The sequence below is a fragment of the Aquimarina algicola genome, from assembly GCF_006443095.1.
In the GTDB taxonomy this organism is placed as follows: Bacteria; Bacteroidota; Bacteroidia; order Flavobacteriales; family Flavobacteriaceae; genus Aquimarina; species Aquimarina algicola.
This window is the reverse complement of record NZ_VFWZ01000010.1, coordinates 107,224-129,715: the sequence shown is the minus strand read 5'-3', so window position 1 is coordinate 129,715 and position 22,492 is coordinate 107,224. Positions and strand designations below refer to the sequence as shown.

Here is a 22,492-nt window from a genome sequence, read left to right as displayed (position 1 = left end):
GTTTAAGAAAATAACTATCAAAATTTATGAGATTACAACACTACCAATTGTTGATACTCTTCCTTTTTATTTCGGGAATAGTTTCTGCACAACAAAAAACAGTTACGGGTACGATTACAGATAATCAAGGAATTCCACTACCCGGCGTTAATATATTAGTAAAAGAGTCTAATTCAGGAACACAATCTGATTTTGATGGAAATTACACTATCGAAGCAGAAGAAGGAAATACACTAACCTTTAGCTACATTGGTTTTGAAACCAAAACTGTTACAGTAAGTGGTGAAAACACTATTGATGTACAAATGCAAGAAGACACACAGACACTAGAAGAAGTCGTTGTAACTGGTGTTGGTGTAGCTACCGCAAAAAGAAAGGTAGCCATCGCTGTAGAATCTGTCACAGCTGATGACCTTACACCCGCTCCTGCTGCTGATATATCTCAAGCATTGATCGGTAAAGTCCCAGGAGCAAGAATACAATCTACTTCGGGGCAACCGGGACAGCAACAGAATATCTTACTAAGAGGAATTAATTCATTATCGACTTCGCAGCCTATGATTATGGTAGATGGAGTACAAATTAATACAGATAACCTCGACAATGGTTCTGCTACTAATCAATCAAGTAGACTAGCAGATTTAGATTTGAATGACGTAGAACGGATAGAGGTTATACAAGGAGCTGCTGCAGGAACCATTTATGGAGCACAAGGAGCTAATGGAGTAATTCAAATTTTCACTAAGAAAGGTAAAGCTGGTAAAATAAATGTAAACTTGAGATCTCGTGTTGGTTTTAGCACTGCTTTAGAAGGAAATTTTGGAAAAACAGATCGCCATTTTTATGAGACAACAGATGATGGTTTTTTGGCAAATCGCGGTGGCACAAGATTAACGCCTGACCCTTCAACAGGTATATGGCCAACTCCAATTGGAGGAATTTCTCCAGATACACAAGTCAATAAACCTTTTAGAGAAGAAACTTTTGATCAGCTAGATCAAATATTTAATACTGCTACTACGATGGAAACCGGAATTTCTGTTTCCGGAGGAAGTGAAAAGGTGAGATTTTTCACCTCTGCTTCGCACCTTAATCAAGAGTCTGTTATTTTTGGACGACTAAAAAGAACAAACTTCAAATCAAATATTAGTGTTGATATTACAGACAAACTCTCTATATCTTCTAACACTACACTTATTGGAAGTGATAATACTACCGGAGGAATTACAGGGGCCAACAATGTTAATAGTGCTCTAAGTAATGCTTTAAATGTTCCTCAATTTATAGACAATACAGCAAGAGATGCTATAGGCAACTTTGTTGCAAATCCAACGGGAGGTAATGAAGTAAATCCATTCTATAGTTTTGATAATAGATTATTTAATTCTGACCTTTCAAGAATCATTCAAAATATCAATATCAATTACAAACCATTTAAATTTTTAGAATTGGATTATAAATATGGTATTGATCATTATGAAAATCAATTTAGAGAATTTATTGCTAATCAAAGTCTCTTTTTGAGTAGTACTATTATACCAAACACAGGGTCATTGGTAGAAAGACCCGAAAGTGGTACTACACAAAACTCTTTACTCTCTGCATTTATTAGGTTTAATACAGAAGAAGATTTTGGTTGGAGCCTTCCTATATCTTCATCAACCCAGGTATCATATGATTGGCGTAGAGAAGATTTTGAAAGATTGACCGTTACTGGTACTGATTTACCCACATTTACGAGAGATATCAATATGAACCAAACTGGGCAACAATCTGCTACTGCTTTTGAAAGTTCTTTTAGAACATTTGGGTATTTAATCAATCAAAAGTTTGATTTTGGTAATTACTTTGGGATTTCAGGAGGTGTTCGTGTTGACTGGTCTTCAGCATTTGGAGAAGGTTCTGATGCTTTTGTGTTTCCAAGAGGAGATCTATATGTAAGAGTTGATGAATTCTTTGAAAGTGATATTGTAAATCAACTAAAATTACGTGCTGCATATGGAGAAGCCGGTATACAACCCGGACCCTTTGATAGAATCCCGGTTCTTGACTCAGGACAAATCGTAAATACAAGAGCGATATCAGTTCCCGGAGTACTTCAAAATCCAAACCTTAATGTACAAACTTCTCAAGAATTAGAATTTGGTACTGATTTAGTACTAACTCCAGGTAAAAAAGATTGGTTTAATAGATTAGAATTAAACGCTACCTACTACACGAGAGATTCTGATGATATTATAAGAGAATTAGATATACAGCCATCACAAGGTGCCGCTGCTATTTTAACCAATGCTATATCTATCGAAACAACTGGTTTTCAAGCAGGTCTCAATGTTTCTGTGGTTAATAAGAGAAACTTCAAATGGAATTCTACATTCAACTTCAGTACTTTTGAAAGTGATATTGCAAGTATTGCCAATGGTCTTGATATTCCACTAGGTAATAACCATATTCTTAGAGAAGGAGCTCCTGTAGGTGCTTTCTTTGGATTCTCACCTCTAACAAGTCTAACACAAACTAGAAGTGATGGATCTCGATATATACAGGATGCTGATCTTAATGATTTTGAAATAGGACCTAACGGGTACGTGGTAAACAGAAATTCAAAACAAGTTTCCCTTACTGATGAGCAAGAATTAATTGGTGATCCAACTCCTGATTTTACACTATCATTTATACAAGAGTTTAATATCATGGAGCACTTAGATTTCTCATTTCAATTAGATTGGGTACAGGGCAATGATATTTATAACCAAACTCGACAATGGTTATATAGAGATCTTTTACATGAAGATGTTGCAACACCTATTACGATTAATGGAGAAACCGGTGCCTGGGCTGCATATTATGCAAACCTGTATGCGACAAACAATCCAAATGCTGAGTTTGTAGAAGACGGTTCTTTTTTAAGACTACGTAATGTAAGGCTATCATATGACCTTGGATATCTAATCAAAGAAGTATCAAGTTTACGACTTACAGTTACGGGTGATAATTTAATTACCTGGACAGATTATAAAGGATTAGATCCAGAAGCAGCTTCTAATTTCAATAATCCTGTAGAAAGAGGATTAGATCAATATGCTTTTCCAAATTTTAGATCTTTTTCATTTGGTATTAATGTAGGCTTCTAAAAAAACTAGATAATTTTAAAATTATACCATACTTTTTTAAGGTTAACATTGAATATATCTATACAATTAAAGTTTGGTAATTTATTTAAACCATAAAAAAAATAATAAACAGATGAAACAGTTTATTTTAATCATAATAATCACGTTTTTTATCTCTAGTTGTGATAATGATCAATTAGAGGTACAAAATCTAAACGATCCAAGGTTTGATGTACTCGAAACAGAATCCGGTCTCATTTCATTAGCAACAGGAGTGTATCAAGCAAATATAGACGCCGATGATGATCCATTTATAGATTATGATTTTGCATGGCAAGTACAGGCCTATCATGAGTGTATGGCAGATGCTATATATATACCTTTTGGTAATTGGTCATTTCGCTGGACAAACCAACCTACCTCTATTACATTAGATGATGGTACTCTTGTAACACCACCACAAGAGGGACCTCAACCACAAGCGCTTAGAGTTAGAAATGTAAGAACACAGACCGAAGAAAATGCCTTTGCCCATGAGTGGATGACCATGTACAAAACAAATAACACGGGTAACTACATTCTTAGTCTGGTAGATGACGTAGAAATAAGAGATGATGTAGATTTAAAAAGAAAAGCATTAAGAGCATGGGCTTATTTCTGGAAAGGATATGCATATTCTAGAATTGGCTCTATGTACACTGAAGGTATTATTACATCAGAGCCTGGCGAAACTAATGCAAATTATGTTTCTCGACAAAGAATGATTGAAGAAGCAACCCTCAATTATGATAACGCCATAGAACAACTTAATCAAATTGATGGAGAAATTTCTGGATTTATGGAGAGTATAGTACCTGGCGTATTCGCTCCCTCATCATTCAGAGGAAATTCATCTTCCAGATTACTTACAAAAGATATGTGGATTCGTAATATCAATACTTTAAAAGCAAGAAATATTCTTGTGAATAAAAAAGTGGATGAGATGACAGCAACAGATTGGACAGAAATCCAAACACTTACTGATAATGGTTTACAAGCAGGAGACTTTATATTTGTGATCAAGCAAGATGGAGTTAATTTTAATCTTTCAGGAAACGTACCTATCAGGCTTCTTATCGGGTGGCACTTTCTTAGTGAACGTTTGGTTCAGGATTTTAAACCAGGAGATAAAAGATTTACTGATAATGTAGTAGAATTGAGAAATGCCGAGGTAAATAGAAGCGGAAGAGGGATACAGTATGGAACAAGATGGGGTTTCAACGATCTTGATTATGCCTCCCGTATAGATGAAAGGATAAACATATACTATGGTTCTACCTACGATGAAAATGAATTGATGAAAGCTGAAGCATTTATATATAGTGGACAAATAGAAGATGGATTAAATATTATTGATAATATCAGACAATTTCAGGATGCAGAGTTAGCTCCTGTAGCAGGAACAGGCTTAGATGAAGCAGGCGCTCTGGAAGAATTAAGAAAAGAAAGAAGAATAGGATTGTTATTGCGTGGTGTAGGCTTTTATGATGCAAGAAGATGGGGTGTCATAGAACCTGTAAGTCAAGGTGGAGGAAGAACTGGTGCTGTCGTATTAGATGCAGTAGGAAATCTAAATACAAATGCAACATTTGATTATAACTATCTTGGCTATTGGGATGTTCCCGATCAAGAAGCTGCTTTTGCAACTCCTGGAGGAGGAGGTTCTGCAGCTTATGAGAATGCCAGTCCAAAGTAGCAAAAACCAATTTATTAATCACAACTATATATTATGAACACAAAAGTTATAAACCTTAAAAGCTTCCAAAAACTAAGTAAGCAAGAGCAAGCTTCGATTGGTGGAGGAACAAGACATCCTAGAGTATGTGCCGATGGAACTGTGGTGGTATGTATCCCTAGAATTCCCGGTAATACAGTTGAATGTATTAACGGAAAATGCGTAGAGATGTTTTAAGTCTATTTATACTTACAGCGTTTATAATGAAATTTATAAAGCCATATAAAATGATATTTTATATGGCTTTAATTGTATATAATTATTTATAAAATATGGTTAATCAAAATAGATTAACTACTATTGAAATCGAATTGATTTTGTTGGAGAGATCTTTGCTATGATATAAGAAGGAATCAGTAACATTAATAAACATAATAGCATTGTTCCTATATTTAAAATCAATATGTAACCAATATCCAGATATACAGGAGCTGTAGTTACATAGTATGTCTCAGGATTAAGTTTTACTATCCCGTAATGCTCTTGTATAAATAGTCCTCCGATACCTATCAAATTTCCCCAAAAGAGACCTATTAAAATCAGATAAGCTGCATTATACAAGAAAACTTTTCTTATACTCCAATCATTGGCTCCAAGTGCTTTTAGAATTCCAATCATTTGAGTTCTTTCTAATATCAACACTAGTAAGGCTGTAATCATATTAATTCCTGCCACTAGTATAATGATTCCGATAATTCCGATAATATTAAGATCAAATAATTTTAACCATTCAAAAATCGTCATATATTTTAGACTAATAGGTTGACTGTCTAAAGTAGAAGGAATATTTTCATATATCTCTTGTCCTTTTTGATCAATATCATCAAAATCATCAATAAATACTTCAAAATAACCTATATCATCAGGTTTCCATTTATTCATCTTAATGATATGCCTAATATCTGCAAAAAGGAATTTTTCGTCAAACTCTTGAAAACCCGAATCATAAACACCTACAATAGTAAATGCTCTTATAAAAGGTTTAGAATTGGCTTTCATATTTTTCTTAAGGAAATAGGTAATTACCTTGTCCCCTATTTTAAAACCTAAACGGTTTGCAATAAAAGCCGACATCAAAACTTCTTCATTTAGCTTCTCGTCATATTTGGGCAATCTACCTTCTATAAGGTAGTCCGAAAAAATATCCCAGTTATAATCTTTACCAACACCTTTTACAATGACTCCCTCAAAATCAGATTCTGTTCGTATCAGCCCCATTTTTGTAGCAACACCTTGTATATGGGTGATCCCTTCTATATCTTCAAAATCCGGATAAAAATCCTGGTTCTTAGATATTGGCATTAAAGATTCTACACTACTATTGTTATCAAAACTAGAAATCAGAACATGTCCATTGAAAGCAGCAACTTTTTCTCTTATTTTGCGTTGTAAGCCTATACCTGTTGCAATTGTGATTAGCATCATAATCATACCAATTGCAATGGCAAAAATTGCGATTTTTATAATGGGCGCAGAAATACTACTTTTATGTTCCTTACCTTTGATAAGGCGATTAGCAATAAAATACTCGAAATTCAAGTTCTGTTATGGTTTTTATTAGAAATGCTTTCAAAAATACATTTTTATTCTTTTTCATGGTTTTAATTTCATGCGTAAATGGAATAAAAAGTTCTTCTACACAAAATCCTGAGATTGAAAACTCAATATCAGCAGCATATATTGCACAAGATACCTCAAAAACAGCTAAAAATATAATAGTTGGAGCAAATCTAACAAGTCTTTATATTCCTATTCTCAAGAATAAAAATGTTGCCATAGTAGGTAATCAAACCTCTGTAATATTCAAGGATAGTGTCACCAATCAAAATTATATTCATTTGGTAGACACACTACTTTCCAGAGATATCAAAATCAAAAAAGTTTTTGCTCCTGAGCATGGTTTTAGAGGCAAGGCTGATGCCGGAGAATTGGTATCTGATGGAAAAGATACCAAAACAGGGCTACCTGTTATTTCGTTATATGGAAAAAACAAAAAACCATCAAAAGCATCTCTTTCTAATGTAGATATTGTCGTTTTTGACATACAAGATGTTGGTGTACGCTTTTATACTTATATCTCCACACTACATTTGGTCATGCAATCTTGTGCAGAAAACAAAATTCCTATATTAATATTAGACAGGCCCAATCCTAATGCTCACTATATTGATGGTCCAACATTAGACCCAAAACACTCTAGTTTCTTAGGTATGCATCCAATACCTTTGGTTCATGGTATGACTATAGGAGAATATGCAAGAATGATTAACGGAGAAGGCTGGCTTGAAAAAGGATTAAAATGTGACCTTTCTGTAATCGAAATAAAAGATTACAATCACAAAGCCTCGTACCACTTGCCTATAAGGCCCTCTCCAAATTTACCAAATGATGTAGCTATAAATTTATACCCAAGCCTTGGTTTATTTGAGGGAACTACAATAAACGCTGGTAGAGGTACAGAGAAGCAATTTCAAATCTTTGGTTCTCCTGATCTACCCATAGAAAAATATGATTACACCTATACTCCACAACCAAATTTTGGAGCAAAATACCCTAAACATCAAGGAGAAAACTGTTATGGTAAAGATTTAACTACAACCACTACACCTTTGAATAGAATTCATTTAAAGTGGATTATAAATGCTTACAATAGCACAAATGCCAAAGACACATTTTTTAAGACTAAATCCTTTACCAGTCATGCCGGTACAGAAAAATTACAACAGCAAATACAAAATGGTTTAAGCGAAGATCAAATTAGAGAAACATGGCAAAAAGATTTAGATGCTTTCAAAGCTATTCGAAAAAAACACCTTATTTATCAATAATACCTTATAAAATAAACTTTTGATATACAATCAATTTTTAGTTCTAATTGTAAGAAAATTCCATGTATTACTTTTAAATTCCTTTTTTTAAATAATAAAGTCTCATATTTGCAAAAGTATTATTTGGAATACAATACTAGAAAAACCCCACATATAATTTAAAAAATTAATGTGTGTCGTCAACTATAACTAAAATTCAATTATTTATGAAAACGAAAATCTTAATCCTATTAAGTGCATTTGCAGTACTTTTTGCTGTGGACGCTAATGCTCAAAAATTAAAAAAGTTTGGTAGCTCTGTTGAAAAGAAAATAGGGCCAAAAACTATTAAAGTACCTTATACAGAAGTAGTTTCTTATTTAGGTTATGCAGCTCCGGGTAATGAAGATGAGGTAAAAGACAACAAGAAATTTTATTATATATATGTATGGGTTCCTCTTGTGGCTCCAGAACTAGGTGTAAGAATGATGTCACCAGTAGGAAAAACAAAAATCAAAGGAGCTACTAAGTCTGCTTCTTATGAAGAGAATGCTGGTTCTAGCGATTATTTTGATACTTATATTACATTAGAACGTTCTGATATCGTAAGTAAAGATAAAATTAGCGAAGAAGGTGTAAAAGCTGCTAATTGGACTACTTTAGAACGTAACGATGACAGTAGTGAGATGCCAAAGCAGCCAAGTGGTAGAGGATATAACTCATTATTGAGATATAAAAGTGTTGCTGGTGATCCTTTAAAAGCATTGACTGTTGGATTATACCGTATCGGTTTTACTACTTACAAAAAAGGTGAAGTAAACGGTACATTCCTTGCTCAAGTTGCTGCCCCTGTAAAAATCCCAGGTGTTGTAATGGCAAAAACAATAGAAGAATTAAAAAAAGGACTATAATTCCCCCTTTTTAATTCAAACAATAATTAAAGATACACATTAAGAATATTCCTATGTTAATGATCATTAGCATAGGAATATTTATTTTAAAGCGTATACTACTATAAGGGTAGTTTTGCTTTCATTTTTTCTACGATATTAAATGCTGCAGGACAAATAGCTACATTTTTGATCGTTAGATTAGAAATCTGTTGAAACTTTTTACGATCTGTATGCGGATATTCTCTACAAGCTTTAGGCCTTACTTCATAAATACTACAATAATTATCGGCTCCAAGAAATGTACAAGGTGTTTTTTTTAATATAAGATCACCTTCTTCGTCTGTTCTCAAATACTGTTCTTCAAACTGGCGAGGTTTCATTTTAAAAAACTTTGCTATACGTTCTACATCTTTATCCGTAAATAAAGGCCCTGTTGTTTTACAACAATTTGCACATGACAAACAATCAGTAGCTGCAAATTCTTCATCATGCAGTTCTTGCATCATCTGATCTAACTTTTTAGGAGGTTTCTTTTTCAGTTTTGCAAAATACTTTTTATTCTCTTTATACTTATCTTTGGCGAGTGTAGGTAACTGATTGATTAATTCTTGCATACTGCAAAAATAAAAATATGAACATAGATATCTTTGGCGAAGCTATAAAAGATTTTCATCATCAAAAACACAGTAGTAACATTATAGTACAAGCACATGATTTTGATGATGATCATATTCCTATCTCTTATCTTTTTAGATCTTATGAAGAAATGCCTTTGATAGAACAAACCGCATTAGATATATCTTATGGAAAAGTCTTAGATGTTGGCTGCGGAGCCGGAAGCCATAGTTTATACCTACAAGACACAAAAAAACTTGATGTCACTGCAATTGATATTTCAAAAGGAGCTATCGAAACATGTAAAAAAAGAGGTATCCAAAATGCAATCGCTACAAATGTTCTCAACTTTGATCAGTCTAAATATGATACAATACTTTTTTTGATGAATGGCAGCGGTATCATCGGTACCCTTGATCAAATTGATCATTTCTTTTACCATATCAAAAAACTATTGGCTCCAGGAGGACAAATACTATTAGACTCCTCAGATATTTCTTATTTATATCAAGATGACGATGGTGGTTTTTGGGTAGATGCATCTGGTGCATATTATGGCGAAATGCAATATAAACTAAAATATAAATCACTAGAATCAGAATGGTTTGATTGGTTATATATAGATTACAACACTCTTCAAAATGCTGCTAATGCTAATGGATTTACTACAGAATTGTTAGTAAAAGGTCAAAACAACGACTATTTAGTTAAACTGATTTTGGCTGTTTGATAACATTTTTTCCATATTGATGGTATAATTTTTGGTACACTATTCGAATGAGATATTATCAAAACTTGTCAATTATATCAAAAGTGTAACTAAAAACTAATCTTGTGCAAATTATAAAGCTACTTACCTATTGTTTTATTTTTTCTTTTATCCTTGTAGGATGTTCAGATGACGACGATGATAATAATCCTATCCAAAATAATGAGCCCTCAAGATCAGCAAATAGAATTGCTTTGGGAAATCCACAAACTCCAAAAGATTTATTAAGTGCTGATAATTTTACCAGTCTTACTATAGAAATGGTTTCTGTGCAAGGGTTTGAACCAACTGCAGAAGCTGTACAAGCATTCAAAACCTTTTTAGAAGGGCGATTATTTAAACCCGATGGCATCACTATAAATCAACGTACTGTTGCTTCTTCAGGAGAAGCTCCTTTTACTATCGAAGAAATTGCCGAAATCGAACAAGACAACAGAACACTATTTAATCAGGGAGATGATATCACTGTATACATTTATTTTGCAGATGGTAGCCGAGGGGGAGATTCCAGCGAGCAAGTAACACTTGGATCTGCTTATCTAAACACATCAATTGTAATTTATGAAGGCACATTGCGCAGATTAGCTTCACGACCACGCTCTCCCCTATTAGCAACTATTGAAACGGCTACACTTAATCATGAGTTTGCTCATCTTTTAGGATTAGTAAACATCGGAACTCCTCTACAATCTGATCATGAAGATGAGGAAGGTGGGCATTGCAATGTTCCTAACTGCCTTATGGAAGCAGCTATAGAGTTCGCAAGTGGAATGATGGGTATCGGTAATGTCGTACCACAACTTGATGCACAATGTATAGCCGATTTACAGGCCAATGGGGGAAGGTAATATTTTGTAAATACACCTCCCGCATGAAAAAACTCAATAAAAAATTTTAAAATGATTTCCACAGTGTAGAGAACTCAAAAAAAATTGAAACATCCTCTAATTTTGTACATCTTACTTCTAACTTCGAACATTCTACAATGAGACTCTGAATCAAGTTCAGAATGACCAAAATAGCCTTGCTCATTACTCTATACTGATTATTTCTTACCTCATACTTCAAGCTTAAATATGTTGTAGACCTAATAACCTAAGTTCAATTTATTAACATAAAACATTAAGGTTAGGCAATCCCATCTTTAACTATTCACAAAATCCAAAAAAATAAATACACCACTTTTAATCTCCTAAGAAATTGATGTATTCATTTTTTTGATGCTTTATTAAGTTGTTTAACTTATTCATTGATTAGAAAACATTATTATCAATATTTGCCAGTGCATTACTGATATAGAGTCCAATCGCATGGTAATCAATACGCCATTCTAGTATTTCCTGTTGCCCCATTGGAAAATGGTCAATAAGATCTGGATTCAATGGTATTGATGTATTCTTTATATCATAATGATCACCTTCACTTTTTGCATATAGGTAGAAGCATCCTTCATGGTAATAAAATTGAGTTTTATAAAATAGAGGAAGACTAGGTATAGGATCCCAGCCATTTACAACTCTATAAAGCTTACTTTGCCCTGAAGGAGGACAACTTTGTAGTTTTAAGTTAAAAGATGTAATGAGTCCGCTATCTCCTATTTTAGGCTCTCCAAAGGTAGTAACGCTAACAAAATCAAAAAGGCTTGGACAAGCAAAAGCAGAAATAATGGCTTGCGCGGCTCCAAGGCTGTGACCCGTTATGTATATATTTTGCGCATTATTTTTTCGCTCTGTAATTACTTCTTGAAGTTCATCTAACATTGATAGTACGCTAAGATAAAAACCTTGATGAACAAGATTGTTTTCCATATTTTCAAATGGCGTAAGGATAATATCAAAATCTGTTAACCAGTTAGCTAGGTTAGACGATCCCCTAAAAACAACAATAACAAAATCTTGATTAGAGAGTACCATAAATCTAAAACTGTCTACATCTTTAACATCTACAATCAAGTTTAATGAGGAGCTTTTAGCGTTCCATTGCTCTACTTGTTTATTGATACTTTCTATATCAGCATAAATAAGCCCACACAGCTGTGCAAAGAGGTAATTATTGATGGAATTATAGGTATTTACGTTTTGAAAATTAAAAGAGGAAGAATACTCCCCATTATAACCAAAAACTTGTGCCCCTACCGGATCTTGTATTTTATTATTCATGATTTTATATTTTGGAAAATAAACCCTATCATGCACATATGGATTTGTACCAATAGGGTTTAATGATTAGATTTAAAGTAATGCTGCAGCAAATGGTATGGCTGTATCAATAACCGATCCTATACTAGAAAAAATACCTTCTACTTTTACACCCGACTTGGTGTCACTTTGACTGCTTGAAGAGAGCTCGTTATAAATTTTTAATCCAGTATCAGCTATTACAGGAATAGCTTTCGTTACACCGTCTAATAATCCCCCCCAATCAACTCCAAGATCTTCCTTAAAACCAGCAAGTTTCATTTCGTCGGTAGTAAATGGAGAGGCTAAACTTACAGAAGACTGGCCAACAATAATCGGAACCAAGTTACCAAGTCCTTGCCCATTATGGAGTAATAGACTATCTGAATTAGACAAAGGTGTAGTAATAGGAACTACTTGTAAGCAAATCTGACCAGGTCTACTTTCTTGTAGGGCTTTTGGTGGTAACATAAAGTTAAAAGCTCTATTAGAAGGTGCACTGTTGTTACTAACAATATTAGTGATCATTGTTTGTGTACTACTTTGAGTATTCGGAGTAGCTACAAACGCGATACGACCAGGTTTATCAGTATCACTTACAATAGATCCGGCTATTGTTGAATCTGGTGTTGGTGGTGTACCGTTTACAAAAATACTCATACTGTCATTAACGTAAGAGAAAAGTTGTGGAATTGCAGAAACACCCTTTAATGATGTATCTTTTATTGCACTTGAATTGTCATTGTTCATAATTCTAAATTTTAAAATGATTATTAATTTATTTTCAGGCATTTTTTATGCCTGCGTCAAGTAGTGTGAAACGTTTCTTTATTAAGGGTGACGAACGTCTTAATACATAGCAAAGATGACATGAATCTCTTATAAAAATCAGCGTAGAATTACTGTATTAAGAAAAACAGGTAAAAATACGTACTTCAAAAGATTAATATATAAAGAGACAAAAAATATAAAGAGACATCACAATATCAATGCCTCAGGATTACTCCTGAATAATTAGACCAGTTTAACTTTTAATATCTTTATAATTTCCTAAATAGAAGAAAATAGAGAATAGTGAATTAATATCTATTTAAATTAGTACAATACTAATTTTGAAGGGTCAAACAAATTTTCTCTTACAGCATAAATAACTAAACCTGCTGTATTTTTGACACCCGTTTTTAATAATAGGTTGGTTCGATGTCCTTCTACTGTCCGTTGTGTTATAAAGAGTTTTTCTCCTATTTCTTTTGCAGTATGTTGCATACAAATTAAGTCCAACACTTCAAATTCTCTTTTTGAGATTTGATCATGCCTTACAATTTGAGGCTTCGCAGAAGGGTTTTGTGGCAACTGATCTCTTAATACCTTTATTTGTTCTGAAGTAAAGTAAAAATCCTTTTTATTTATTTCATGAATTGCTTCCAATAGTTGCCCTGGCAATATGCCTTTAGGTAAAAACGCGTTGACTCCTGCCTTAAGCATAAAACCTATGGAGGAGTTACTGTAGTATGAAGAAATAACAGCAATCTTCACTTCAGGAAAATCATTTTTTAATAATTCCAATACCTCCATACCATCCATTTTTTCCATACGAAGATCTAACACCACAATATCCGGAAGAGATTCTATATTTTTTAATGCACTAAAAAACTCTATTCCATTCTTAGCACATATACTCACTATCATATTATGACTTTTAAAAAAGGTAGTCAATAATGACACCAACAGGCTGTCATCATCAACTATTGCTAATGAAAGAGGTTTGTTCATTATTCTTGGGTTGCTGGGGCACAAGCAATAAAAGTTGTACCTTTTCGATTTGACTTAAATTTATATACTCCATTTAATATTTGTAAACGAAGTTCAATGTTTTGCAATCCTAAACCACGAATCTTGAGAGAATCAAATCCAACTCCATTATCGCTAATTTTTAATACCGTTGTAGTATTTGATATTCGTAAATAAAAACATATTTCTGTGGCCTGAGCATGTTTGATAATATTATTAATGATTTCTTGTACCACTCTTAGCAAATGTAATTTTTGCTCCGATAATAGTGTGCTATTAGTATTGTCCCGTAATAGGGTATACCTTACTTGATATGATGATTTTAGTGGTAAAAATAAACTTTTCAGTAATTCATAAAGGGATAACTCTTCAATAAACGGTGGCTTCAGGTTATGCGATAGTTCTCTTGTAAGTGAAATACACTCTGCTATACTATTTTCAAAGTGTTTTTCAGGATCGTGTGAAGAAGAAATAAGAAGCATTACATTTAATTTATTAATCAGTGCATCATGTAATTCCAAAGCAATTCTGCTTCGTTCTCGCTCTAAAATTTCAACACTGATATGCGTTAATTTTTTTTGATGTTCCAGCTTCGTCTTTATAAGCAAGGCCTTTGATTTGAGTATTTTTTTGAAATAAAGACGAGTAAATAGTATAATAACCAATGCGAAAGAGACAATCAGAAATAGTGAGATACTCAACCAGAGTATAAGAGTTTCGGGTTCCTGCCATTTTTCCATATTAAGTAGATAAGAAATGAGTAAAACATGATCGTAATGACAAGATTGATTGCCCAAAAATAAAATTTTACCTCCGAATTAATATTAACTAATAGGTTGATAGGTAAGTATAATAACAGATTAACTGAAAAAAACAACAGCAATGTCGCATTTAACGACATATATACATGTGCCTTTTGCTCCTTTTCATTAAGTACATTTCCATAAAAAAGAAATGTATATATTATAATAGAAATATCTCCTATTACCATTCCATAAGATTGGAATTGTTCTGGGCTTTGACCAGCAACATGAATAATATCCATAACAATAATTACAAAAGAAATGATCATTAAAGGGAACAAAATATAACGCTTGTCCTTGAGCAAATACCTATAATACATCCATGAAAATATAATTAGTTCTATTAGTCCATATATTGGTATTATCAATAGGTTATTTCCATATAAAGCATCAAGGAGCCTACTGATCAAATCTGTCAGAAGTCCAAAGACAAAATAAACAATAAGTAATTTATATACAGACGTTATATGTCTGTAATAATATAATCCTATCCCTATTCCAAATATCAAAGTGACTGGAGATAGATATAAAGCTATTTCAAGAATATCATAGAGTGACACTTCTTGACAGTTCTGAAACTTGCATTAAATGAAAATTTTTGATTGCCGTAATTCCCTGACCAAATGGAGGAACAGGGCGAACAATATCTTCAAAAGAAGATTCTACTTCAGGATTAGATAACAAAAAACCTTTTGTTTCATTCCATATTATCAACTCTGCTTCTGGATATTGACCAGGCTTTTTTTTCTTTAGACCAAACAAAGCAAAAACCTCTGTTTCTTTTTCTAAATCAACAGAAGGAATGACAAAAGCCTCAAAAAGGCCATTTGGTGTTGTTATGGCGCTGTTGATCCATTTATTTTTAAGCACAGACCAGTGAATGATTCTTGTAATTGCTTCATTAGATGGAATGGCATCTGTACTATTAAAATATCTAGACTGAGAAGTGGTAATAAAAGGGGCGAATTGATCTTGATCCATATATATAGCTTCTTCTACAACTATGAAATCTTCAATTCTTTTTCCTTCTTTAGTGAATTCTATTTCGCTGTCCATTATATTATTCATTAAAAAGAATAATAATTTTCCCTCATGTACCCCAAGATAAGCATGAATATATGTAGGATCAATCGGATCGATTCTTGAAGAAACCTCTAATACTTTTTTGACATCAATATGGAATAATGAGCCTTGACCAAGAAGGTCTGTAGAAGCTTTTTTAGATTGTCTTAAAATTCTCCATTCTCTAATGGCTTTTTTGATAGTTTCTAACTGCATTGTCTTTAGTTGTTTTAAGAGTTGGGCAATACATAAAGAGGTAATTAAATCAAAGATACTTAAATATTATGTAATCAGATGTGCATTTTTGATATAGACTACATCTTAATCATGCAGTTTTATATTCTTTAAAAAACATAACTAATGTATTTTCAAATACTTTGTAGAATTTTCATTTTTTCATTTATACCTTTATTAGTGTTAATTCAAAAAAACAAAAATGAATAATCGCCAAATAATTTATAAAAGTGAAAGAAGATGTACTGATATAGATTTCATCTCTATGAAGTTTATTGTTCCGTAGCGCTGCTATGCAACACTAAAAAAGCTTCAAAATGATCAAAAATTAACGATTTCTCGCTTCAATCAAAAAAGTTTAAACCACTTCTATTCTTAAAAATTATTAATCCAACATTTGAAGATGATAGAACTCTACTAAAGTAAAAAAATTAAAACACACTTTCCAGCTAAAAAAAACTCAAAAAAATTTCAACTTAAAACGATAAAATCCAAAATAGATCTAATACACTTTTTCTCCTGCCAAATATGTTGCGTTTACTTTTATATTTGGAATTCTATCCTCTTTAACAGTCATGATATCTTCTTCGAGAATAACAAAATCAGCAAACTTACCTTGGGTGATACTTCCTTTTTCTTCTTCTTCAAAATTGCTATATGCAGCCCAAATGGTCATTCCTTTTAGGGTTTCTTCTCTTGTAAGTGCATCTTTGATTTGAAAACCTCCCTCCGGGTATTGTTTTAGGTCCTTTCGCGCTACAGCAGCATAAAAGGTATAAAAAGGACTTACATTTTCTACAGGATAATCTGTTCCTAATGCTACTTTACCTGTTTTTTCCAGTAACTGTTTATAGGCATATGCCCCTTTGATTCTTTCTTCTCCTAATCGCTCGTCTGCCCAATACATATCACTGGTAGCATGAGTAGGTTGTACGCTCATTACTAGATTGTCATCAAGCATCTCAAATTCTTCAGGTGATACTACCTGTGCATGTTCTACACGCCATCTTCTATTTGTTTCACCCTTTAATGCTTCATAATATGTTTTGATAACAACAGCATTTGCAGAGTCTCCTATGGCATGTGTATTCATTTGAAAAGAAGATGCTGCTATTCGCTTTGCCAGAGCAGTAAAATCATCATGCCCAATTACCATAGCTCCATAATGATTTTTTTGATCATGATAGGGTTCTTTGAGAGCTGCTCCTCTAGATCCCAGTGCACCATCTGCGTACACTTTGAAAGAAGAAACATTAAGCCTATCTGTTTTATAAACACCATTTTCTAAATAATAGTCTACATATTCAGGCACATTGCTAACCATTGTATACATTCTGATTTTTAATGTTCCTGCTTTTTGTAAACTATCAATCAAATTAATTACATGAGGACTCAACCCTGCATCATCTACTGTAGTTAAGCCATAACCAAAGTTGATAACTTCTGCATCTTTTAATGCTTGGATTTCATCTTTTACAGAAGGTTTAGGTATAATAGCTTCAACCAATTCCATAGGATTATCGACCAATACTCCTGTTATTTTTCCATCTTTTTTGATAATCTCACCTCCTTCTACTACCATATCCTTAGTAATCTTTGCCATATCCAATGCTTTCTGGTTGATTAGCATTGCATGTCCATCTACTCTGGTTAGTGCTATGGGAATATCAGGAAATAAGCTATCCAGTTTTTCTTTGGTAGGAAACTCTTTTACCTCCCAATCATTTTGATCCCATCCTCTACCAGTAATAAAGGATACTTTTTTATCGTTCTGAAAAGCTACAATACGTTCTATGACCTCATCATAACTTTTTGTTCCTATCAAATTCACTTTTTGTTGTTGCAATCCTAATCCATAAAAATGGCAATGGGCATCAATCAAACCGGGAATAATTGTCTTTCTTTCCGCATCTATGGTGTCTGAAGCTTCAAATTTCTCTAAAAGTTCTTTACTATTACCAATAGCAATAAACTTTCCATCCTTTACAGCAAATGCTTCTGCTTTTGGAGTGGTATCATCAACAGTATAAACATTTGCATTTATGACTAATACATCTACTTTTTCTTTGGGTAGTGTACAGGAAATAAGTATGGTGATACTAGCAAAAAATAATATTACTTTCTTTTTCATTGGGTGTTGAGTTTTTGTCTAGCGCTAAAAATAGGCATATCAATAGTGTTTAAAAGTTAATATTTTCTTAATATCAGTAATAGATAAGAGATGACAGTATTAATTTAGAGCACTATCCATAAAGCTTATATCTTTATACTCTAAATTTGAAGTAGTACTATGAATCATCAACCTACTTTAGGTCAAAGGCGAATTGAACTTTTAGATATTTTTAGAGGATTTGCTGTTTTTGGAATCTTTGTTGTAAACATAGAAGTTATGAATTGTGTATTTGCGAATCAGGATTCATATAATCAACAATGGACATCCGATGTTGATCTGTTGGCTATCCGAATTTTTCAATTATTTTTCTACACAAAATTCTTTCCGATTTTTTCTTTTTTATTTGGATTAGGTATATCAATGCAAGCGCTAAAGTTGCATTCTAAAAATCAGTTTACTTTTTCTTTTTTGAGCAGAAGAATGCTCGTTTTATTTATTTTTGGTGTTTTACATATCGTACTATTATGGCCCGGGGATGTGATTCATCTCTACGCAATATTAGGACTCTTTACCATACTACTTATCAGAGCTTCGAATACATTTATCTTATGCTTATCGATCTTACTTTTTGTATTTCCGTTTTATGATCAAATAGCAGAATTTTTATTCAATATTTTTGATTATGATCCTATGTATTACTTAAGAGATTACCCTTCGGATAAGATTGTTACAACCATAAGAAACGGATCTTATATAGAAGGTCTTGTCCTCAGGGTTATGGATTATTTATCAAATTTACCCATGCTCTTGTCAATTTTAGCACCAATAGCCTTATCAATGTTTTTGTTAGGGTTATATTTTGGTAAAAATCAACTTATATATTCTATAAAAGAGTGGATCATCAGAATAAAAATACCGATGCTAAGTATTGTTATCGTTTCTAACGTATATAGAATACTATTTCTATTTATTTTACCTAGCACTGCTATGTATAGGGAGTTTCATCCGTTTTTTATTAAAACAATGGTAATCTCAGATACTATAATGGGATTATTTTACCTATGGTTAATCGCATGGTGTTATTATCACAGTGCAACTCTAAAACGTTTTCTTTCTCCATTACGACATGTAGGAAGAATGGCGCTCACAAATTATATTATGCATAGTGGTATCGGTTTAATTTTATTTTCTTCTGTTGGGTTATCATTATATCAAACATTAAGCCCTTCAGAGTTGTTACTTGCTGCAATCCTTGTATTTGGGGTGCAGATTATACTCAGCAAGTTATGGTTATCGTATTTTCAGTTTGGTCCTTTAGAATGGATCTGGAGGTGCTTAACGTACAAAAAAGTGTTTTCTATAAGAAAATAGGATTAAAAAAAACCTCTTGAAGATTATTACTCAAGAGGTTTTTGTAATATGTTTATTATACTACTATTTACTAGCAGTAATCCAGATATTGATTTTATTTTCTAATAGAGCTAATGGCACACAACCTGTTTCTAATACTTGATTATGAAATTGCCTGATATCAAATTTATCCCCTAATTCTTTCTCTGCTTTTGCGCGCAATTCTCTAATCTTTAATTGTCCAATTTTATAAGATAATGCTTGCCCAGGATTAGCCATATAACGCTCAATTTCTGAAGTGATTCCAGCCTCAGACTCTGCTTCATTATCCAAAGAGTATTGTATCGCTTGCTCACGAGTCCAACCTTTGGCGTGCAATCCTGTATCTACCACCAAACGTACTGCCCTGTGCATTTCTGCTCCCAACATTCCAAAATATTGATATGGATCTGTGTATAATCCTAATTCTTTACCCAAAGATTCGCTATATAACGCCCAACCTTCTCCATAACCACTATACCATAGTGTTTTTCTGAATTGAGGCAATATTTCGCTCTCCTGAGTTAATGAGATTTGATAATGATGTCCAGGAATGGCTTCATGTAAAAACAATGACTCATCGCTATATACATTATACTTGGTTACGTCTGGTATCGGAGTATAAAAAATACCGGGGCGAGTACCATCTAAAGATCCGGGATTATATTCTGCACTGGCAGACTTTTCGCGAAAAGCCTCTGTACGACGAACCTCAAAAGGTGTTTTAGGTTTTACATCAAACAATTTTTCAATTTGAGGTTTCATTCGATCATGGATGGCATTAAAATTATCAATAACCTCTTTTGGATCTTTAAAAGGCATTAATTCTTTTTTATTGCGAACATGATTAAAGAATGATTTCAGATCACCTTTATATCCAACTTGTTCTTTTATTTTTTCCATTTCTGAAGAAATTCGTGCTACTTCTGCGAGCCCTAATTCATGAATCTCTTCTGCCGTCATATCTGTTGTTGTATATTTTTTGATCTGGTATTTATAAAAATCTTCTCCATTAGGAATACCGGCGATACCCGAAGTTGTTCTACCCTCTGGTAAATATTTGGTTTTCATAAAATCATGAAGCTTCTTATAAGCAGGAATGATTCTTTCTGAAACCATTTTAGAATACAATACTGTCAATTCTTTCTTTTCTTCATCAGAAAAGCTTTCCGGAAAATTTTTAACCGGACTGTAAAAAAGATGTTGATCAAGATCTTCTACGGTTAATGCTTCTAACTGAGGAATCACTTTTACAATCAGTGATTTTGGCAATACAAATCCTTTTTGCATCCCTTCTTGCATCTTGGATTCGGCAGATGCCATCCATGCTAGATATCCTTCTAATCGTTTGAGCCAATTTTTATAATCTTCAACAGTTTTGAATGGTTGTGCACTAGCACCACTAGCTAATTGACCTGCTACCAAATTAATAGACCACATTTGATCAATTGGAAAATAATCCTGATTAAAATTAAATCCTTCTAAATTCATGTCACACTCCCAGTTCAGAATCGCTTTTGTCATCTTTTCACTATCTGTAAGTGTGCTATCATTAAATTTGTTCACAGCTTCTTTATACTTCTTATAGTAAGCTTTACTCTTATCTACAGTTTCTTGTGCCAAAGGATTTGGAAACTGATCGTTATAACGATTATCTCCTGCAAAAGTAGCTTGAACCGGATTGAGTTGTAATCCTTCTTCATAGTAATCACCCAACATTTTATTGAATTCTTCACTTACATTAACTTGTTCTTCTACTACAGGTGTATTTGTTTTGGTATCATTCTTACAGGCCGTTAAAGCAATAGTAAGACATGCCAAAACCAGATTTTTTTTCATCATGATATTGATATTACGTACTTTTTAAGTGTTTAAAGTCGAAATATAGCGAATTTTATAGGTCTTTTGAAGTATCTATCTTTGATAAATTTTCCTATAATATTCCTAAAACAGAGTTTCAAAATATAATTACAATGTATTTAGTTTTAGAAAAATGATCCGTACCTTAATATGATCTTGTATATTCTTGTTTCTCGATAAGTTGTTCTGTTTTATCGCCTTTTCCTGTTAAGAATTTGGTCTTTAGTGTTACTCTTTCTTTCAATCTTTGAAAAAATACTATAAAATGAAGATGAGGCCCTGTGGCCCATCCTACATTACCACTATATCCTATAAATTGACCAATATTTATTTTATCGCCAATTGTAACCTGGGCTCCATTTTCTTTGATATGCGTATACTCTGCAAATGTGCCATCATCATGATAGATCAAAATAAAATTATTGTATTTAGCACACTCCGCTGATGTACAATTTTTACTGTAACTTTCTTCTATATCAACAACGACACCGCCTCTGGCAGCATAAACCTTAGTTCCTATTGGCATTTTAAAATCCAATGCGTTTTCATTTTTGTGAGAAATCGCGCCGTTATATCCTTGTGATACCCAATGCGTGCTCCCTTTTTTAAAAGGCAGGTAATACTTAAAGTTTTGATCGTATTTTTTAAGAAGATGATTACCATGATTATAAGTAGACTCATAACCCAGTTTAATCCTCTTTTTTCGGTCAATAACTTCTAAATTGGTGATTATATGCTTTTTTGTCCTAGCCGGAATTACAAAAACCTTATTATTTCCTTTTGTAGAATTTAAGTTTTCTAATCTAAAGTTCATTTGTACAGAAACCGGACTGAACTCGTCATTATCTGCAAGAATTACAAATCCATTTTCGGTTTGTTGATGGTAAAGTTTAAAATTATCTTGTGCAAATAAAACTGTTGAAAACAATAAAAAGCAAAGGGGTAGAATAACTTTCATATGATCAAGAGGTTAATATCTATTCTATTTTATCAAAAATAATACCGAAGATATTCTAGATATCTTTGGTATTAAATACATACCTTTTGCTCCTTCATACAAACCTACAAGGTATCCAATCAAAATTTGGATTT

Annotated in this window: 19 protein-coding genes; 8 read left to right on the top strand and 11 right to left on the bottom strand. The window is 33.0% G+C overall.

The window, feature by feature from the left end; translation table 11 throughout:
- Positions 1 to 26: 26 nt before the first annotated feature.
- The 3 genes from FHK87_RS24470 (at position 27) to FHK87_RS24460 (ending at position 5,064) form a co-directional block, all read left to right on the top strand.
- Positions 27 to 3,134 (top strand): SusC/RagA family TonB-linked outer membrane protein, encoded by a 3,108-nt coding sequence (locus tag FHK87_RS24470; RefSeq protein ID WP_140597517.1) that lies wholly within the window; start codon positions 27 to 29, stop codon positions 3,132 to 3,134.
- A 112-nt stretch (positions 3,135 to 3,246) separates the two neighbouring features.
- Entirely contained in the window at positions 3,247 to 4,848 is a 1,602-nt protein-coding gene (locus FHK87_RS24465; protein ID WP_140597516.1) for a RagB/SusD family nutrient uptake outer membrane protein, read from the top strand.
- Positions 4,849 to 4,881: 33 nt separating this feature from the next.
- Complete coding sequence (locus FHK87_RS24460; RefSeq protein WP_140597515.1) at positions 4,882 to 5,064, top strand: hypothetical protein; 183 nt, start codon at positions 4,882 to 4,884, stop codon at positions 5,062 to 5,064.
- 120 nt (positions 5,065 to 5,184) lie between these two features.
- On the opposite strand, the gene FHK87_RS24455 is transcribed toward FHK87_RS24460, so the two are convergent.
- Positions 5,185 to 6,426 (bottom strand): ABC transporter permease, encoded by a 1,242-nt coding sequence (locus FHK87_RS24455; RefSeq protein ID WP_140597514.1) that lies wholly within the window; start codon positions 6,424 to 6,426, stop codon positions 5,185 to 5,187.
- Between the two features lie 8 nt (positions 6,427 to 6,434).
- On the opposite strand from FHK87_RS24455, the gene FHK87_RS24450 reads away from it, so the two are divergent.
- Together FHK87_RS24450 and FHK87_RS24445 are read left to right on the top strand one after the other, a co-directional pair.
- Entirely contained in the window at positions 6,435 to 7,715 is a 1,281-nt protein-coding gene (locus tag FHK87_RS24450; RefSeq protein ID WP_140597513.1) for an exo-beta-N-acetylmuramidase NamZ family protein, read from the top strand.
- A 206-nt stretch (positions 7,716 to 7,921) separates the two neighbouring features.
- Positions 7,922 to 8,605 (top strand): Lipl32 family lipoprotein, encoded by a 684-nt coding sequence (locus FHK87_RS24445; protein WP_140597512.1) that lies wholly within the window; start codon positions 7,922 to 7,924, stop codon positions 8,603 to 8,605.
- Positions 8,606 to 8,706: 101 nt separating this feature from the next.
- Here FHK87_RS24445 and FHK87_RS24440 read toward each other — a convergent pair whose 3' ends face one another.
- Positions 8,707 to 9,201: a YkgJ family cysteine cluster protein gene (locus tag FHK87_RS24440; RefSeq protein ID WP_140597511.1), complete on the bottom strand. Its 495-nt coding sequence runs from the start codon at positions 9,199 to 9,201 to the stop codon at positions 8,707 to 8,709.
- 17 nt (positions 9,202 to 9,218) lie between these two features.
- Here FHK87_RS24440 and FHK87_RS24435 point away from each other — a divergent pair, with 17 nt between their 5' ends.
- Both FHK87_RS24435 and FHK87_RS24430 read left to right on the top strand, forming a co-directional pair.
- The gene (locus tag FHK87_RS24435; RefSeq protein ID WP_140597510.1) at positions 9,219 to 9,932 is read left to right on the top strand and encodes a class I SAM-dependent methyltransferase; all 714 of its coding nucleotides are present in this window, start codon (positions 9,219 to 9,221) and stop codon (positions 9,930 to 9,932) included.
- A gap of 104 nt (positions 9,933 to 10,036) precedes the next feature.
- Positions 10,037 to 10,819 (top strand): hypothetical protein, encoded by a 783-nt coding sequence (locus FHK87_RS24430; RefSeq protein ID WP_140597509.1) that lies wholly within the window; start codon positions 10,037 to 10,039, stop codon positions 10,817 to 10,819.
- Positions 10,820 to 11,224: 405 nt separating this feature from the next.
- On the opposite strand, the gene FHK87_RS24425 is transcribed toward FHK87_RS24430, so the two are convergent.
- The 7 genes from FHK87_RS24425 to FHK87_RS24395 form a co-directional block, all read right to left on the bottom strand.
- Positions 11,225 to 12,130 (bottom strand): lipase family protein, encoded by a 906-nt coding sequence (locus FHK87_RS24425; protein ID WP_140597508.1) that lies wholly within the window; start codon positions 12,128 to 12,130, stop codon positions 11,225 to 11,227.
- A 72-nt stretch (positions 12,131 to 12,202) separates the two neighbouring features.
- Complete coding sequence (locus tag FHK87_RS24420; protein ID WP_140597507.1) at positions 12,203 to 12,898, bottom strand: hypothetical protein; 696 nt, start codon at positions 12,896 to 12,898, stop codon at positions 12,203 to 12,205.
- Positions 12,899 to 13,243: 345 nt separating this feature from the next.
- Positions 13,244 to 13,921, bottom strand: a complete 678-nt coding sequence (locus tag FHK87_RS24415; protein WP_140597506.1) for a response regulator transcription factor — start codon at positions 13,919 to 13,921, stop codon at positions 13,244 to 13,246.
- The gene (locus FHK87_RS24410) at positions 13,921 to 14,679 is read right to left on the bottom strand and encodes a sensor histidine kinase (protein ID WP_140597505.1); all 759 of its coding nucleotides are present in this window, start codon (positions 14,677 to 14,679) and stop codon (positions 13,921 to 13,923) included. The genes FHK87_RS24415 and FHK87_RS24410 overlap by 1 nt, the downstream gene beginning before the upstream one ends.
- Positions 14,637 to 15,302: a hypothetical protein gene (locus FHK87_RS24405; RefSeq protein WP_140597504.1), complete on the bottom strand. Its 666-nt coding sequence runs from the start codon at positions 15,300 to 15,302 to the stop codon at positions 14,637 to 14,639. Before FHK87_RS24405 ends, FHK87_RS24410 begins: the two co-directional genes overlap by 43 nt.
- Positions 15,289 to 16,020, bottom strand: a complete 732-nt coding sequence (locus FHK87_RS24400; protein WP_140597503.1) for a hypothetical protein — start codon at positions 16,018 to 16,020, stop codon at positions 15,289 to 15,291. The genes FHK87_RS24405 and FHK87_RS24400 overlap by 14 nt, the downstream gene beginning before the upstream one ends.
- A gap of 520 nt (positions 16,021 to 16,540) precedes the next feature.
- Entirely contained in the window at positions 16,541 to 18,169 is a 1,629-nt protein-coding gene (locus FHK87_RS24395; protein ID WP_140597502.1) for an amidohydrolase, read from the bottom strand.
- A 159-nt stretch (positions 18,170 to 18,328) separates the two neighbouring features.
- Between FHK87_RS24395 and FHK87_RS24390 the strand changes: the two genes are divergently transcribed.
- Positions 18,329 to 19,522 carry a DUF418 domain-containing protein gene (locus FHK87_RS24390; RefSeq protein ID WP_140597501.1) on the top strand — a complete coding sequence of 398 codons (1,194 nt, stop codon included), beginning with the start codon at positions 18,329 to 18,331 and terminating at the stop codon, positions 19,520 to 19,522.
- 63 nt (positions 19,523 to 19,585) lie between these two features.
- Here the strand turns inward: FHK87_RS24390 and FHK87_RS24385 are convergent, their stop codons facing one another.
- Both FHK87_RS24385 and FHK87_RS24380 read right to left on the bottom strand, forming a co-directional pair.
- Positions 19,586 to 21,379, bottom strand: coding sequence for a DUF885 domain-containing protein (locus tag FHK87_RS24385; protein WP_140597548.1), 1,794 nt, complete (start codon positions 21,377 to 21,379; stop codon positions 19,586 to 19,588).
- Between the two features lie 166 nt (positions 21,380 to 21,545).
- Positions 21,546 to 22,358, bottom strand: coding sequence for a M23 family metallopeptidase (locus FHK87_RS24380; protein WP_140597500.1), 813 nt, complete (start codon positions 22,356 to 22,358; stop codon positions 21,546 to 21,548).
- Positions 22,359 to 22,492: the final 134 nt, after the last annotated feature.